The sequence below is a fragment of the Alloyangia mangrovi genome (assembly GCF_002300555.2).
GTDB lineage: Bacteria > Pseudomonadota > Alphaproteobacteria > Rhodobacterales > Rhodobacteraceae > Salipiger > Salipiger mangrovi.
In genome coordinates this window covers 34132-48737 of record NZ_NTHN02000005.1, presented here as the reverse complement: position 1 = coordinate 48737, position 14606 = coordinate 34132, and the positions used below count along the sequence as shown (strand labels likewise).

Below are 14606 nucleotides of genomic sequence, written 5' to 3'. Positions count from 1 at the left end.
ATGTCCCTGCGCCTGCGCCTCTTCCTGATCCTCGCGCTGGCCACCGGCGCGATCTGGTTCTCGGCGGTGATCTGGATCGAGCATTCCACCCGCGCGCAGGTCACCCGTGTGCTCGACGCGCGGCTGGCCGAGGCGGCGCGGATGGTCTCATCGCTGCTTGAGGACCGGCGGATCGCCATGGCCGGCGAGGGCGCGCCGGTGGCGATCCCGCTCGACCCCCATGGCGATTACGCGCATCAGCTCTCGTGCCAGATCTGGTCGTTGCAGGGCACGCTGGTGGGCCAGTCCGAGGGCGCGCCACAGGCGCAGCTCACCGGGGCGCAGGGGACGGGCTATTCGGAAAGCACCGTCGGTGGCGAGACATGGCGGGTCTACACCGTCGAGAACGCCGCGCTCGGGGTGCGGGTCATGGTGGGCGACAGCCTCGGGGTGCGCGACCGGCTGGTCTCGGGGGTGATCGAGGGGCTCCTGCTGCCCATGGCGCTGATCCTGCCGCTGCTGGCGGCGGCGCTCTGGGTCAGCCTCGGGCGCGGACTGGCGCCGATGCACCGGCTGGCCGAGGCGCTGCGCCTGCGCAGCCCCTCCGATCTGGCGCCGCTGCCCGCCGGTCCGGTGCCCGCCGAGATGCGCCCCATGCGCCGCGCGCTCGACGACCTCTTTGCCCGGCTTGCCAAGGCGCGCGAGACCGAGCGCGATTTCACCGCCTTTGCCGCGCATGAGCTGAAGACGCCGCTTGCGGGGCTGCGCGCCCAGGCGCAGATCGCCCGCATCGCCCCCGACGAGGCCACGCGGACCCGCGCGCTGCAGAATATCGAACGCTCGGTGGACCGCACCGATCGGCTGGTGCGGCAACTCCTCGAGCTTTCGGCGGTCGAGCGCGAGGGCGCGGCGGCGGAGTGTGTGGACCTCGGGCAGCTCGGCGGCGAGATCTGTGCCGACCTCGCCCCCCCTGGCCGAGGCGCGGGGCGTCACGTTGCGGTGCGAAATCCCCGAGGGCCGCAAGCAGCCGCTGCCCGCCAGCGCCTTCCTGCTGCACATTGCCCTGCGCAACCTGGTGGAAAATGCCGTGCAGGCCTCGCCCGAGGGCGGCACGGTGCGTATCCAATGCGATGGCGCGGTCGTTGCGGTCGAGGACGACGGCCCGGGTATCCCCGAGGCCCTGCGCGCGCGGGCCTGCGAGCGTTTCGTGCGCGGCACGCAGGGCGGCGATGGCAGCGGGCTTGGCCTCGCCATCGCCCGCGCCGCGATGGAACGGCTCGGCGGAGGTCTCGAGCTGCCGCCGAGCGCCGGGAAGGGCCAGCGCGCCGAGTTGCACCTGCCGGGCGCCTGATCTTCCCTGCCGCACATCGCATGTGCGCGGCAGGGGGCTGTCGCGGTGCCGCCGGGGCCCCTAGATTGCGCTCCAAGACAAGGAGAGTGCAATGGAACTCGGACTTTACACATTCGGCGACGTGGGGACCAACCCGGTCACCGGCGAGAAGGTCGATGCGCAGAAGCGCCTGCGGAACCTGATGGAAGAGATCGAGCTGGCCGACCAGGTCGGGCTCGATGTCTTCGGCCTCGGCGAGCACCACCGCCCGAATTACGCGATCTCGTCGCCCGCCACGGTGCTGGCCGGCGCGGCGCGCACGACGAAGACTATCAAGCTCAGCTCGGCGGTGACGGTGCTCAGCTCGGACGATCCGATCCGCGTCTACCAGCAGTTCGCGACGCTCGACAATCTGACCGGCGGGCGTGCCGAGATCATGGTGGGCCGCGGCAGTTTCATCGAGAGCTTCCCGCTCTTCGGCTACGATCTCGACGACTACAACGCGCTGTTCGAGGAAAAGCTGCAGATGCTGCTCGCGATCAACGAGCAGGAACGGCTGACCTGGCCCGGCTCGGCGCATACGCCCAAGGTCGAGGGCCTCGGGGTCTACCCGCGTCCTGCGCAGGACAAGCTGCCGATCTGGATCGCCGCGGGCGGCACGCCGCAGAGCATGGTGCGCGCCGGCGCGCTGGGGGCGCCGCTGGCGCTGGCGATCATCGGTGGCCAGCCGCGCCGCTTCAAGGCGCTGGCCGATCTCTACCGCAAGGCCGCCGCGCAGACAGGCCACGCCGAGCAGGCGCGGGTTTCGCTCAATGTGCACGGGTTCGTCGGCGAGGATGGCAAGACGGCCGCCGATCTCTTCTTCCCAGCGCAGAAGCAGGTGATGGACCAGCTCGGCCGCGAGCGGGGCTGGCCGCCGCAGAGCCGCGCGCAATACGACGAGAGCATGGGCCCCGAGGGCGCGATGTTCGTCGGCAGCCCGCCGCAGCTGGTGGACAAGATCCTCGGGCTGCGCGAGGATCTCGGCTTTGACCGGGTGACCATCCAGATGGCCATCGGCGTCATCGAACACGCCGAGATGCTCAAGGCCATCGAGGTGCTCGGCACCAAGGTCGCTCCCGAGCTGCGCAAGGCGGGCTGAGCGGCGCCGCTGGCCTGACTTGCCCCCGGCGCAACGCCGCACTGCCTCCGGCGCGCTTGATTTGCCGCGCCGGAGCCTCTAGGTAACTTGGCCGAGAGAGGACGACCTCCCCCATACCGGGACAGCAGACGGGACGGCCCGACGCCATGGAGAGTGTCATGCGCAGCCGGTCCGATCGTATTCGTCACGCCCTCAGCTTCGAGCTGCTCGGCCTTGCCCTCGTCACCCCGCTCGGCGCCTGGGCCTTTGACCGGGACATGCACGAGATCGGCCTCGTCGCGCTGGTCTGCGCCACGGTGGCGACGGGCTGGAATTATCTCTACAACCTGATTTTCGACCTGTGGATGACCCGCCGCTACGGCCACACGCAAAAGAGCGTCGGCCTGCGGGTGATCCACGCGGGTCTCTTCGAGCTCGGCCTGCTGCTGGCGCTGGCGCCATATATCGCCTGGGAGTTGGGCGTGAGCCTCGGCCATGCTCTGGTCATGGACATGGGCTTCGCGGGTTTCTACCTTGTCTATGCCTTCGTCTTCAACTGGCTCTACGACCTGGTCTTCCCGATCCCGCGGTCCCGCGCCGAGGCGCGCGGCTGACGCCGCGGTCCTCGTTCCGCAAGGCGCTTTCTTCTAGGCACAAATATCCCGGGGGGCCGCGCATCGCGCGGCGGGGGCAGCGCCCCCGGATCTGCCGGAACAGATGCCGCAAAGCCTCAGAGCGCGCAGCCGCCGTCCGCCTCCGCGCAGAAGGGCGCGGGCACGGTGTGCTGCGCACGGGCGCCCTGGTAGGCGCCAAAGACGACAAGAGCCACCAAGGCCCCCAGCTGGATAAGGGTTGTTCGTTTCATCTTCTGCCTCGCCCGGGAATGTCGGGGTCGTTGCCCCTGTCCCTTCAGTGCTCCCTCACATGGAGAGCTTTTTCCCAGAATACAGCAGGTTGCGGGCGGGCTGGTGTCGCGAATGCGACGCGAATGCAGAGTTTTGCTCAAACACCGCACATCTGCGCGGAAATCCGGCATTTTGTGGCTTTCAGGTCACGATTTTGCGGCTGACGTTGCGCCAGAACACCACAAAACCGCCCGGAGCAGGCGCTCCGGGCGGTCAAATCGCGACAAGTCGTACGATGGGGTCGCCCGGGACGGGCCGACGTGACGGGGATCAGGACGCCGCGAGGTCGCGCAGCACGTAGTGCAGCACGCCGCCGTGCTCGACGTATTCCTTCTCGATCGCCGTATCGATGCGGCACTTGAGCTGGATGGTCTTCGACGTGCCATCCTTGAAGGTGATCGTGCAGGGCACCTCGGCCAGCGGGGTCACCGTGTCGAGCCCCTCGATGCTCACCGTTTCCTCGCCGGTCAGCCCCAGCGTCTTGCGGGTGTCGCCGCCGGTGAACTCGAAGGGGATGACCCCCATGCCGACGAGGTTGGAGCGGTGGATGCGCTCGAAGCTCTCGGCGATCACTGCCTTGACGCCCAGCAGTGCCGTGCCTTTGGCCGCCCAGTCCCGCGAGGAGCCGGCGCCGTAGAGTTCACCGCCGAAGATCACCAGCGGGGTGCCCTGATCCTGGTAGGCCATGGCGGCCTCGTAGATCGAGGTCTGCGCGCCGTCGGGGCCCTTGGTGTAGCCGCCTTCGACCCCGTCCAGCATCTCGTTCTTGATGCGGATGTTGGCGAAGGTGCCGCGCATCATCACCTCGTGGTTGCCGCGCCGGCTGCCGTACGAGTTGAACTCGCGCACGGGCACCTGGTGCTCGACGAGGTACTGGCCGGCCGGGGTGCTTTCCTTGAACGAGCCGGCGGGCGAGATGTGGTCGGTGGTGATCATGTCGCCCAGCACCGCGAGCACGCGTGCGCCCTCGATGTTGGTGATCACGCCCGGATCCTTGGACATGCCCTGGAAGTAGGGCGGGTTCTGCACGTAGGTCGAGGTCGGCGGCCAGCTGTAGGTCTCGCCGCCTTTGACTTCCACGCCCTGCCACTTCTCGTCGCCCTTGAAGACGTCGGCGTATTTCTCCTGGAAGGCCTTGCGGGTCACGGTCTTCTCGACCAGCTCGGCGATCTCGGCGTTCGAGGGCCAGATGTCCTTCAGGTAGACGTCGTTGCCGTCCTTGTCCTGACCGATGACGTCCTCGGCGATGTTGACGTTCATGTCCCCGACCAGCGCGTAGGCCACCACCAGCGGCGGCGAGGCGAGGTAGTTGGCGCGCACGTCGGGCGAGATGCGGCCCTCGAAGTTGCGGTTGCCCGAAAGCACCGAGGTGGCGATCAGGTCGTAGTCGTTGATCGCCTTGGAGATCGGCCCATCCAGCGGGCCGGAGTTGCCGATGCAGGTGGTGCAGCCGTAGCCAACGAGGTTGAAACCCACCGCATCCAGATCCTCCTGCAGGCCCGCGGCCTCGAGGTATTCCGACACGACCTGCGAGCCGGGGGCCAGCGAGGTTTTCACCCAGGGCTTGCGATTGAGGCCAAGCTCGCGCGCCTTGCGGGCGACGAGACCGGCGCCGATCATCACGTAGGGGTTAGAGGTGTTGGTGCAGGAGGTGATCGAGGCGATCACGATCGAGCCGTCGTGCAGCTGGTAGGCGCCGTCGTCGGTCTTGTACCAGCCCTTGGCGTGATGGCCGACGTCGCCGGGGATGTCGCTCGGCTCGGGGGCGCCGCCCTCGGCCTCCCAGCGGGCCTCGGCGCGGTCGGTCGCCTTGCCGTTGCGCTGGCCCTCGACGAACTTGGCGAAGGCGGGGGCGGCGGCGTCTAGCGCGATGTAGTCCTGCGGACGCTTCGGACCCGAGATGGCGGGCACGATGGTGCCCATGTCGAGCTCGAGCGTGTCGGTGTAGATCGGATCATAGCCGGAGCCGCGCCAGAAACCGTTCTCCTTGGCGTAGGCCTCGACCAGCGCGATGCGGTCCTTGTCGCGGCCGGTCTGCTCGAGGTAGCGCAGGGTCTCGGCGTCGATCGGGAAGAAGCCGCAGGTGGCGCCGTATTCGGGGGCCATGTTGGCAATGGTGGCGCGCTGCGCCAGCGGCAGCTTGTCGAGCCCGTCGCCGTAGAATTCGACGAACTTGTTCACCACGCCCTTGGCGCGCAGCATCTCGACGACCTTGAGCACGAGGTCGGTGCCGGTGGTGCCCTCGACCATCTCGCCGGTCAGCTTGAAGCCGACGACCTCGGGGATCAGCATGGAAATCGGCTGACCGAGCATCGCGGCCTCGGCCTCGATGCCGCCCACGCCCCAACCCAGAACCGCGGCGCCGTTGACCATCGTGGTGTGGCTGTCGGTGCCGACCAGCGTGTCGGGGTAGGCGACTTCGGCGCCGCTCTGGTCAACGTCGGTCCAGACGGTCTGCGCGAGATATTCGAGGTTCACCTGGTGGCAGATGCCGGTGCCCGGCGGCACCACGCGGAAATTGTTGAAGGCCGACTGACCCCACTTGAGAAACTCGTAGCGCTCGATGTTGCGCTCGTACTCGCGGTCGACGTTCATCTGGAAGGCGCGCGGGTTGCCGAATTCATCGATCATCACCGAGTGGTCGATGACCAGATCGACCGGGTTCAGCGGGTTGATTTTCTGCGGATCGCCTCCGAGCGCCTTGATGCCGTCGCGCATCGCGGCAAGGTCGACCACCGCCGGAACGCCGGTGAAATCCTGCATCAGCACGCGGGCGGGACGATAGGCGATCTCGCGCGGGTTCTTGCCGCCCATCTTGCCCCAGTCCGAGAAGGCCTTGATGTCCTCCACCGAGACGGTCTTGCCGTCTTCGAAGCGGAGCATGTTCTCGAGCACGACCTTGAGTGCTGCGGGAAGATTTGCGAACTCGCCGAGACCGGCAGCCTCTGCCGCGGGGATCGAATAATAGGCGATGGTCTTGCCATTCACCTCGAGCGTCTTGCGCGTCTTGGACGTGTCCTGACCAACCGTGATGGGCATGTGTGGCTCCCTCTTCTTGGGTGGAGAAAATCTGGGTCGCTACTGGGTAGATGGCGCAGGGACCATGTTGGATCAAGTCTGGAGGTATATAAATTGTATTCGATGGTATACAGTTGTTGAAAAACCTGCATCACCCGCTCTCGCAAAACCTTGATTGGTTATTTCAATGAGGGTTTTGTACCTCAATTGGGGCAGAGCTACGGGGAAAACTGGCCAAATGATCCGACTCACGACTTGGATGGCACCCATTGCCATGTTGCTGGCAGGCAGTATGGCGCAGGCGCAGCAGGACACGCCGGTCCTCGTCGAGCTCTTCACCTCGCAGGGATGCGCCGCCTGTCCGCCCGCCGACGCGGTGCTCTCGGAGCTCAGCGGGCGCGAGGATGTCATCCCGCTGGCGCTGCATGTGGACTACTGGGACTACATCGGCTGGAAGGATGATTTCGCGGATCCAGCCTTCACCAAACGCCAGAAGGGCTATGCCCGCGCGGCCGGGCGCCGCTCGCTCTACACGCCGCAGATGATCGTGGCGGGGCGTTTCGACGTTGTCGGCTCGCGCCCGATGAAGGTGGTGGATGCGATCCGTGCCGCCGCCAAGACCCCGTCGCCGGTGAAACTGCTGCTGGCGCGCGACGGCGACGAGCTGGTGATCCGCGCCGAGCCGCTGTCCACGCTGCCGCCCGAGACGGTGGTGCACCTCGTGCGCTACTCGCCGGAAAAGACGGTGGACATCGAGGATGGCGAGAATGCCGGGCTCGAGATGACCTACACCAATATCGCCCACGGCTGGCGGGTGATCGGCAGCTGGGACGGGCAGGGCGCCTACGAGACCTCGGTGCCGCTCGAGGGCGACGATCCGGCGGTGGTGCTGGTCCAGGAGCCGCCCTTCGGCCCGGTGCTCGCTGCCGCGCGCTGGCGGAACTGACCGTCCGGCGCGGCGCTCAGGCCGCGCCTTCTGACCCCATGAACATCAGATCCGGCCCGCTTCCGTCGGGCGCCACGAGGCAGCGCCAGGGCGCGCCATTCGCGCCGACGCGCATGTAGATCGCCGTGGCCGCCTCGGAGGTTTCGCTGCCGACCACGCTCACGCCGCCTTCGGTCTGTGTCTCGAGCGCGCTCTGGCAGGAGGCGACCGCGGCGTTGGTCACCTCGGGGGCCATGGTCTCGATGAAGGGCGGGCCTGCGGGCGAGGCGGGCATCGTTGCGCCGGTCGGAGTGGTCGCGGTGTCGGCGCAGGCCGAGGCAATGACGATCGCGGCGAAGCCGGTGGCTGTCCTGAGCAAGGGCATGTGGGATTTCCCGAAAATTGATGAACCAAGGCAGTGCGCAAAGCCTAGGGCAGTGCCTTCTCCGGGAACAAGCGCCTTGCGGCCGGCTCAGGCCTCGCCTTGCTGCCGTGCGCGCTTTTCCGCCCGCTTGCGCTGACGCTTCGGCTTCCAGCGGCGGTGGATCCAGAACCACTGCCCGGGGTCGGCCTCGATCCGCGCCTCGAGCCTTCGGGTCACCTCGCGCATCATCTCGACCGGATCGCCATGCGGGATCGGCGCCTCGAAGACTGCCTCGAAGTTCACCCCGTCGGGCTTGCGGATGCCGAAGAACGGCACGAAGAGCGCCCCGGTCTTTACCGCGATCTCGGCGGCGGAGGTCAGCGTGGGCGCAGGCTGGCCGAGGAAGTCGATGGGCACGCCGGCGCTGTCGTAGACATCGAAGAGCAGCACCCCCATGCCGCCGCCGCGGATGTGCTTGAGCAGCCCCATCGTGCCGCGGCGTCCCTGTTCGAAGACCGGATCGCTGAGCGCGTGCATGTTGGCGGCGTAATGTTCGTTGAAGAAGGGGTTGGCCATGGGCCGGTAGAGCCCGCCGATGCGCCAGCCGCGCGCGACCAGCGCGGCGCGCGGCGCCTCGAAGTTGCCGTAGTGGCCGGTGACGAAGAGGATCGGCTTGCCCTCGGCCCGCGCCGCCTCGATGGCGGCAACGCCCTCGCCGGTGACCGGCGTGTCCTTCATCCGCTCGAGCAGCCCCGGCACGTCGTAATTCTCGATCATCGTGCGGCCGGCATTCTGCGCCACCTCGCGGGCGATGCGGCGGCGCTCACGCTCTGGCATCTCGGGCCAGACGTGGGCGAGATTGGCCATGGCGCGGTCGCGGTAGCCGGTCAGCGGGGCGACTATCCGCGAGACCAGGGCCGCCATCATCCGGCCGCGCAGCGCGGGCGGCAACAGCAGGGCGAGCCGGATCATCCCGCGCAGCGCCTTGTCCGACAGGAGGTCGGCCATGCCGCCGCGTTGCTCCTCGGTCTCCTGGGCCGGAACCGCGCGCGTCGCCGCAGCGCGGCTGGTCGCGTCTTCGTCTGTCGTGGCCTTATGTGTCTTGCCCTTGGTCACATCCCGCTCCGCTGGTCTGAGCGGCAGACTTAAGCCGAGGAACGGCGCGGCACAAGTTCCGGGGCTAGTCCTCGTCGTCGTCACCTGACTTCAGCTCGATCTCGCCGACGCTGACGAGCTCGCGGATGGCACTGACCACGGCGTTCATCGCCGCCTCGCCCTTCTTGCCCTTGACGCTCATCCCCGCCGCATCCTCGCGCAGCGCCGCGGCCATGCGTTTCGACATGTTTTCAAGCAGGTACTCTGCGGCGGGCAGGTCCCCCTCGGAGCTCGCGGCGGCGATGGCCACGGTGAGCTGCTCGGGCGGCACGTCACGGGTGATCTTGGGCACGTCCTGCTTGCGCAGCCGCGCGGGGATGTCGGCGAAAGTGAAGATGGCGCGGCGCACCGCCTCGGCGAAGTCCTTGTCGGTCTCCTCCAGTCCCTCGAGCACTTCGTCGCGTTTGGCCGAGGCGGCATAGTTGAGGATGGCGCCGACCCGTTCGTCGGCGCGCTTGGCAAAGGCCCGGGGTGGCTCGGCATCGAGCTGGGCGGCGAGGCTGAGGCCGATGCGGTCCACTGCTTCGGGCGAGATGCCCGCCGTCATCGAGACGGCATAGGTGATGCGGCGGGCGCGGTCGCCGGGCATCTGCGCCAGCACGGCGGCGGCCTTGGCGGTGTTGATCTTCGAGAGCATGACCGCGGCCACCTCGATCGCCTCGGCGCCGGCGATGGCGGCGATGCGCTCCTCCGGCAGGGCGCCGATACGCTCCCAAGGGTCTCCGCTCTGGCGCACGCCCGCTTCCTTGCGCAGCCGGGCGGCGGTGCGGGCGCTGATCTTGCCCTCGAGCGCGGAAAGCGCGCCGGCCATGTCGCCGGGAAAGGAGAGTCCGACGCCGTCGAGCTCCTCGGAGAACTCCTCGACCACGGTGTTGAGCGTGGCGCGGTCGATGTAGCGCATCCGTCCGAGCTGCAGCGTCAGCTCGGCCTGCAGGTCCTCAGGCAGGGCGGAGAGCGGCACGTCGGTTCCCTCGTTGAGCAGGAACTGCACGATGATCGCCGCCTTGGCGCGCCGCGACAACGGCGGCCGCCCACCGGCGGGCGCGAGATCGGACGGGGAAGGCAGCTGCGACATGGGGGCATCCAGGCTCTTGCTGCTGCCAGAGCTAGCGCAGCGAGGTTAACGATCCCTCATTCCCGGTATGGAAAAGGGCAACCTCGGCGGGCTGCCCTTCGACCTCGGATCAGATGTGCCGCCGCTTTGGTCAGCCCGAGACGACCTTGCAGGTGCCGGTGGCGGAATCATATTCCGATCCGGCGGCGCAGGTCATCTTGGCCTCGTCGTGATAGCTGCAATCCGCCCAGGCGGCGAGCGGGGCGGCGAAGAGGGCCGCGGCAGTCAGCAGGGTCTTGATCGTCATGCGTCGTCCTCCGTGGTGACTGGAGGCGAGGGTAGCATGGCTTGCCGCACCGACCAAAACGAAACGGGCCGGCACCTTGTCTCACGTTCCCGCGAGCGCCGCGCCGGCCCTTTCTTCTAGGTCCAAATATCCCGGGGGACCCCGCGCATCGCGCGGGTGGGGGCAGCGCCCCCGAACCCCTTGGCCGGATCAGCTCTCGCCGAAGACCCGGCGGAAGATCGTGTCCACGTGCTTGGTGTGGTAGCCCATGTCGAACTTCTCGTTGATCTGCTCGACGCCGAGCGCCTTGACCACGTCCTCATCCGCCAGCAGCTGCTCGCGGAAGTCGACGCGCTCTTCCCAGACCTTCAGCGCGTTGCGCTGCACCATGGCATAGGCATCCTCGCGCGACACGCCGGCCTGGGTCAGCGCCAGCAGCACGCGCTGGCTCATCACGAGGCCCGGGAACTTGTTCATGTTGTCGAGCATGTTCTGCGGGTAGATGATCATCTTGTCGACGACCCCCGCGAGGCGGTTCAGCGCGAAGTCGAGGGTGATGGTGGCGTCCGGGCCGATGCCGCGCTCGACCGAGCTGTGCGAGATGTCACGCTCATGCCAGAGGGCGACGTTCTCCATCGCAGGGATCACCGTCATCCGCACGAGCCGGGCGAGGCCGGTGAGGTTCTCGGTCAGCACCGGGTTCTTCTTGTGCGGCATCGCCGAGGAGCCCTTCTGGCCCATCGAGAAGAACTCGGCGCCTTCCAGCACCTCGGTGCGCTGCATGTGGCGGATCTCGATGGCGACGTTCTCGATCGAGGAGGCGATGACACCGAGCGTTGCGAAGAACATCGCGTGGCGGTCGCGCGGGATCACCTGGGTGCTGATCGGCTCGGGGCGCAGCCCCAGCTTCTCGCAGACGTGTTCTTCAACCGCCGGGTCGATGTTGGCGAAGGTGCCGACGGCGCCCGAGATCGCACCGGTGGCAATCTCGTATTTGGCCTTCTCGAGGCGGTTCTTGTTGCGGTCCATCTCGGCGTAGAAGCGCGCGAAGGTCAGACCCATGGTCGTCGGCTCGGCGTGGATGCCGTGGCTGCGGCCGACGCGGACGGTCATCTTGTGCTCGAAGGCGCGCTTCTTCAGTGCGGCCAGCACCTTGTCCATGCCCTCGAGCAAGATGTCGGCGGCGCGCACAAGCTGCACGTTGAGGCAGGTGTCGAGCACGTCCGAGGAGGTCATGCCCTGATGCACGAAGCGCGCTTCCTCGCTGCCGACATGCTCGGCGAGGTGGGTCAGGAAGGCGATGACGTCATGCTTGGTGACGGCCTCGATCTCGTCGATGCGGGCGACGTCGAATTCCACGTCCTTGGCCTTCCAGACGGCCTCGGCGTTCTCCTTGGGGATCACCCCCAGCTCGGCCATGGCATCGCAGGCATGCGCCTCGATCTCGTACCAGATGCGGAACTTGGTGGCAGGTTCCCAGATGGCGGTCATCTCGGGGCGGGCGTAGCGGGGGATCATCGGCTAACCTTCCGTCTCATGCGTGGCAGACGCGGGCGTCATAGGGCGGAAGTGGCGCGGCGGCAAGACCGGTGAGGGCGTGGGGGGCCGGGGCGCGGCCCCGGCGCCGCGCAGCATGGACTGGCGATGGCGTGGCCGGGGGCTCTGCCCCCGTCCGCTGCGCGGACTCCCCCGGGATATTTTTGCCTAGAAGAAACGCGGGCGAGGCGGCTTCGGCGCGCCGGGTCAGCTCAGCTTGTCGAGGCGGGCGCGCAGGTTTTCGAGGACGTGGACGCGGATCGCCGAGGCGAGGCCCGCCTCGACACCGCGGCCGGCGTCGATCTCGGTGGCCAATGCGTTCAGGGTCTTGCCCTCGGCCTCGGCAAGGCGGCGGAACTCGTCCCAGAACGGTGTCTCCAGCGACACCGAGGTGCGGTGGCCGCGAATGGTGAGCGAGTGCTTGACCGGGCGGCCCGTCATGTCTCGGGCTTCTGCTCGTCCGGCGCGTCCAGCTTGTGGCTCTCGAGCGCGCGGGCGGATTTCGCGGCCTCGGCGGCCTCGCGCTGCTTATCGGCCTTGCTGCGGCCATGGCGCGCGGCATTCTCGTCGGCCTGCGCGCGTTTTTCCGCGCGGGCGCGGTCCTTGCGGACGCGGTTGAGGTTGATCACGTTGCTCATGGCTGGAGAGAATAGCGTGGTGCTGCGGGGCGGCAATGGCCAGAGCTGGAAAAGCGGGGCGGGGGGAGCGGTTCCGCGCAGGGCGCAGCAAAACGGGGCCGCGCGGGCCCCGTTTCTGGTCTTGGTCGGGGAAGGCTCAGCCCTTGGGACCGATCATGTCCTCGGGACGCACGATGCGGTCGAAGGTTTCCTCATCGACGAAGCCGAGGGCGATCGCCTCTTCCTTCAGCGTGGTGCCGTTCTTATGCGCGGTCTTGGCGACCTTGGTGGCATTGTCGTAGCCGATGGTCGGCGCCAGCGCCGTCACCAGCATCAGCGATTCCTTCATCAGCTTGTCGATGCGCGCCACGTTGGCCTGCGTGCCGACCACCATGTTGTCGGTGAAGGCCGAGGCCGAGTCGCCCAGCAGCTGCATCGACTGGAGCAAGTTGTAGCTCATCATCGGGTTGTAGACGTTGAGCTCGAAGTGACCCTGCGAGCCGGCAAAGCCGACGGCGGCGTCATTGCCCATGACGTGGGCGCAGACCATGGTCAGCGCCTCGGCCTGGGTCGGGTTGACCTTGCCAGGCATGATCGACGAGCCGGGCTCGTTTTCCGGCAGGATCAGCTCGCCAAGACCCGAGCGCGGGCCGGAGCCCAGCAGGCGCATGTCGTTGGCGATCTTGAACAGCGAAGCCGCCACGGTCTTCAGCGCGCCGGAGAACATCACCATGGCGTCATGCGCGGCGAGCGCTTCGAACTTGTTGGGCGCGGTGACGAAGGGCAGGTCGGTGATCTGCGCCATGTTCTTCGCAACCATCTCCGCCCAGCCTTTCTGGGTGTTGAGACCGGTGCCGACGGCGGTGCCGCCCTGCGCCAGCTCGTAGATGTCGCCGAGGCAGGCCTCGACGCGCTCGATGCCCTTCTTCACCTGGTGGGTGTAGCCGCCGAATTCCTGGCCCAGCGTCAGCGGGGTGGCATCCTGCGTGTGGGTGCGGCCGATCTTGATGATGTCCTTGAACTCTTCGGACTTCGCCTCGAGCGCGGCGTGCAGCTTGCGCAGGCCCGGCAGCAGCACGTCGCGCGCCTGCATGGCGATGGCCACGTGCATGGCAGTCGGGAAGGTGTCGTTGGACGACTGGCCCATGTTGCAGTGATCGTTCGGGTGCACGGGCTTCTTCGAGCCCATCTCGCCGCCGAGCATCTCGATGGCGCGGTTCGAGATCACCTCGTTCGCGTTCATGTTCGACTGGGTGCCCGAGCCGGTCTGCCAGACCACCAGCGGGAAGTTGTCGTCGAACTTGCCCTCGATGACCTCACCGGCGGCAGCGATGATCGCGTCGGCGACCGTGGCCTCCATCGTGCCCAGCTCCTTGTTGGCCATGGCACAGGCCTGTTTCACCACGCCGAGCGCGCGGATGATCGGAACCGGCTGCTTCTCCCAGCCAATGGGGAAGTTCATGATCGAGCGCTGGGTCTGTGCGCCCCAGTACTTGTCGGCGGGAACCTCGAGCGGGCCGAAGCTGTCGGTCTCGGTGCGGGTGTTGGCCATCTGTGCCTCCTGCAAAGCATACCATTGTGTGCCGTTTAGCCGCCTCCCGGTCCGGGGGCAACGGGCAAGCGGCGGGCAAATCGGCTGTTAGCGCCGCAAGACCGCGGGTTTGAAGCGGGGCGACACCCGCCCCGGGTCGACTGGCGGGCGGAAACGCAAACGCGCCGGGGCCCTAGGGCCCCGGCGCGCTGAAGCTGGGCAGAGGGGCGCGGTGCCCCGCCGGCTCACTTGCGGAAAGAATCGAGGCGCACGACCTCGGCGTCCTGCTTGACCGTCTCGCGCGGGCCGTCGTCCGGGCCACCCTCGGGCGGGGTCGGCTCGTCGTCGTCGTCATCCTCTTCCTCGTGGGTCTCGAAGCGCAGGCCGAACTCCACCGACGGGTCGACGAAGGTCTTGATCGCGTCATAGGGGATGTAGAGCCGCTCGGGCGCATCGCCGAAGTTAAGCGTGACGGTGAAGCCGTCCTCGGTGACCTCGAGGTCTTCGTACCAATGCTGCATCACCACGGTCATCTCGCCCGGGTAGCGGTCCGAGAGCCAGTCGGCCAGTTCCACGTCGGGGTGCTGGGTATCGAAGGTGATGAAGAAGTGGTGGTCACCCGGAAGGCCGGTCTCCTGGACCCCCGCGAGCACGTCGTTGATGAGCCCGCGCATGGCGCGGTGCATGAGATTGCCATAGTCGATGCCGCCGGGCATTGGCTGCTCCTCGTCGCTTTCTTTTCACCATATTAGATTTGGCGGCGAGGAAAAGGGGACATGATGGAAA

15 protein-coding genes and 1 pseudogene are annotated in these 14606 nt (G+C 67.4%); 5 read left to right on the top strand and 11 right to left on the bottom strand.

What is annotated here, in order from left to right; translation table 11 throughout:
• The 4 genes and pseudogenes from CLG85_RS04255 to CLG85_RS04240 form a co-directional block, all read left to right on the top strand.
• Nucleotides 1-816: pseudogene (locus tag CLG85_RS04255) on the top strand (sensor histidine kinase N-terminal domain-containing protein); the annotation flags it as partial.
• 82 nt (nucleotides 817-898) lie between these two features.
• A complete protein-coding gene (locus tag CLG85_RS27310; protein ID WP_311734955.1) occupies nucleotides 899-1330 on the top strand; it encodes a sensor histidine kinase in 432 nt (143 codons plus the stop codon).
• Between the two features lie 91 nt (nucleotides 1331-1421).
• Nucleotides 1422-2450: an LLM class flavin-dependent oxidoreductase gene (locus CLG85_RS04245; protein WP_095882616.1), complete on the top strand. Its 1029-nt coding sequence runs from the start codon at nucleotides 1422-1424 to the stop codon at nucleotides 2448-2450.
• Nucleotides 2451-2608: 158 nt separating this feature from the next.
• Nucleotides 2609-3043 carry a PACE efflux transporter gene (locus tag CLG85_RS04240; RefSeq protein WP_095882617.1) on the top strand — a complete coding sequence of 145 codons (435 nt, stop codon included), beginning with the start codon at nucleotides 2609-2611 and terminating at the stop codon, nucleotides 3041-3043.
• A gap of 116 nt (nucleotides 3044-3159) precedes the next feature.
• Here CLG85_RS04240 and CLG85_RS04235 read toward each other — a convergent pair whose 3' ends face one another.
• The gene (locus CLG85_RS04235; protein WP_260348485.1) at nucleotides 3160-3294 is read right to left on the bottom strand and encodes a hypothetical protein; all 135 of its coding nucleotides are present in this window, start codon (nucleotides 3292-3294) and stop codon (nucleotides 3160-3162) included.
• Between the two features lie 310 nt (nucleotides 3295-3604).
• Nucleotides 3605-6373 carry an aconitate hydratase AcnA gene (gene acnA, locus CLG85_RS04230; RefSeq protein WP_095882618.1) on the bottom strand — a complete coding sequence of 923 codons (2769 nt, stop codon included), beginning with the start codon at nucleotides 6371-6373 and terminating at the stop codon, nucleotides 3605-3607.
• A gap of 217 nt (nucleotides 6374-6590) precedes the next feature.
• Between acnA and CLG85_RS04225 the strand changes: the two genes are divergently transcribed.
• On the top strand, nucleotides 6591-7298 hold the full coding sequence (locus tag CLG85_RS04225) for a DUF1223 domain-containing protein (protein ID WP_095882619.1): 708 nt from the start codon (nucleotides 6591-6593) through the stop codon (nucleotides 7296-7298).
• A gap of 16 nt (nucleotides 7299-7314) precedes the next feature.
• Here CLG85_RS04225 and CLG85_RS04220 read toward each other — a convergent pair whose 3' ends face one another.
• The 9 genes from CLG85_RS04220 to CLG85_RS04180 all read right to left on the bottom strand — a co-directional run bounded on the left by CLG85_RS04220 (nucleotide 7315) and on the right by CLG85_RS04180 (nucleotide 14536).
• Complete coding sequence (locus CLG85_RS04220) at nucleotides 7315-7662, bottom strand: hypothetical protein (RefSeq protein WP_095882620.1); 348 nt, start codon at nucleotides 7660-7662, stop codon at nucleotides 7315-7317.
• Between the two features lie 87 nt (nucleotides 7663-7749).
• Nucleotides 7750-8649 (bottom strand): lysophospholipid acyltransferase family protein, encoded by a 900-nt coding sequence (locus CLG85_RS04215; RefSeq protein WP_095882624.1) that lies wholly within the window; start codon nucleotides 8647-8649, stop codon nucleotides 7750-7752.
• A gap of 172 nt (nucleotides 8650-8821) precedes the next feature.
• The gene (locus tag CLG85_RS04210) at nucleotides 8822-9871 is read right to left on the bottom strand and encodes a flagellar motor switch protein FliG (protein WP_095882621.1); all 1050 of its coding nucleotides are present in this window, start codon (nucleotides 9869-9871) and stop codon (nucleotides 8822-8824) included.
• A gap of 130 nt (nucleotides 9872-10001) precedes the next feature.
• Nucleotides 10002-10157 (bottom strand): adenylosuccinate lyase, encoded by a 156-nt coding sequence (locus tag CLG85_RS04205; protein ID WP_095882622.1) that lies wholly within the window; start codon nucleotides 10155-10157, stop codon nucleotides 10002-10004.
• Between the two features lie 189 nt (nucleotides 10158-10346).
• Complete coding sequence (purB, locus tag CLG85_RS04200) at nucleotides 10347-11654, bottom strand: adenylosuccinate lyase (RefSeq protein ID WP_095882623.1); 1308 nt, start codon at nucleotides 11652-11654, stop codon at nucleotides 10347-10349.
• Between the two features lie 225 nt (nucleotides 11655-11879).
• Nucleotides 11880-12113 (bottom strand): ribbon-helix-helix domain-containing protein, encoded by a 234-nt coding sequence (locus CLG85_RS04195; protein WP_095883727.1) that lies wholly within the window; start codon nucleotides 12111-12113, stop codon nucleotides 11880-11882.
• Nucleotides 12110-12310: a DUF4169 family protein gene (locus CLG85_RS04190; protein ID WP_095883726.1), complete on the bottom strand. Its 201-nt coding sequence runs from the start codon at nucleotides 12308-12310 to the stop codon at nucleotides 12110-12112. The genes CLG85_RS04195 and CLG85_RS04190 overlap by 4 nt, the downstream gene beginning before the upstream one ends.
• Nucleotides 12311-12446: 136 nt before the next feature.
• Complete coding sequence (gene fumC / locus CLG85_RS04185; RefSeq protein ID WP_095883725.1) at nucleotides 12447-13841, bottom strand: class II fumarate hydratase; 1395 nt, start codon at nucleotides 13839-13841, stop codon at nucleotides 12447-12449.
• Nucleotides 13842-14065: 224 nt separating this feature from the next.
• Complete coding sequence (locus CLG85_RS04180; protein ID WP_095883724.1) at nucleotides 14066-14536, bottom strand: SspB family protein; 471 nt, start codon at nucleotides 14534-14536, stop codon at nucleotides 14066-14068.
• Nucleotides 14537-14606 lie beyond the last annotated feature (70 nt).

What these genes read in the sequence shown, in the direction of transcription:
- CLG85_RS04240 (WP_095882617.1), top strand. Translation starts at nt 2,609, where the DNA reads ATGCGCAGCCGGTCCGATCGTATTCGTCACGCCCTCAGCTTCGAGCTG.
- CLG85_RS04235 (WP_260348485.1), bottom strand. Translation starts at nt 3,294, where the DNA reads ATGAAACGAACAACCCTTATCCAGCTGGGGGCCTTGGTGGCTCTTGTC.
- fumC (WP_095883725.1), bottom strand. Translation starts at nt 13,841, where the DNA reads ATGGCCAACACCCGCACCGAGACCGACAGCTTCGGCCCGCTCGAGGTT.
- CLG85_RS04195 (WP_095883727.1), bottom strand. Translation starts at nt 12,113, where the DNA reads ATGACGGGCCGCCCGGTCAAGCACTCGCTCACCATTCGCGGCCACCGC.
- CLG85_RS04225 (WP_095882619.1), top strand. Translation starts at nt 6,591, where the DNA reads ATGATCCGACTCACGACTTGGATGGCACCCATTGCCATGTTGCTGGCA.
- CLG85_RS04190 (WP_095883726.1), bottom strand. Translation starts at nt 12,310, where the DNA reads ATGAGCAACGTGATCAACCTCAACCGCGTCCGCAAGGACCGCGCCCGC.
- CLG85_RS04210 (WP_095882621.1), bottom strand. Translation starts at nt 9,871, where the DNA reads ATGTCGCAGCTGCCTTCCCCGTCCGATCTCGCGCCCGCCGGTGGGCGG.
- CLG85_RS04215 (WP_095882624.1), bottom strand. Translation starts at nt 8,649, where the DNA reads ATGGCCGACCTCCTGTCGGACAAGGCGCTGCGCGGGATGATCCGGCTC.
- CLG85_RS04180 (WP_095883724.1), bottom strand. Translation starts at nt 14,536, where the DNA reads ATGCCCGGCGGCATCGACTATGGCAATCTCATGCACCGCGCCATGCGC.
- acnA (WP_095882618.1), bottom strand. Translation starts at nt 6,373, where the DNA reads ATGCCCATCACGGTTGGTCAGGACACGTCCAAGACGCGCAAGACGCTC.
- purB (WP_095882623.1), bottom strand. Translation starts at nt 11,654, where the DNA reads ATGATCCCCCGCTACGCCCGCCCCGAGATGACCGCCATCTGGGAACCT.
- CLG85_RS04205 (WP_095882622.1), bottom strand. Translation starts at nt 10,157, where the DNA reads ATGACGATCAAGACCCTGCTGACTGCCGCGGCCCTCTTCGCCGCCCCG.
- CLG85_RS04220 (WP_095882620.1), bottom strand. Translation starts at nt 7,662, where the DNA reads ATGCCCTTGCTCAGGACAGCCACCGGCTTCGCCGCGATCGTCATTGCC.
- CLG85_RS04245 (WP_095882616.1), top strand. Translation starts at nt 1,422, where the DNA reads ATGGAACTCGGACTTTACACATTCGGCGACGTGGGGACCAACCCGGTC.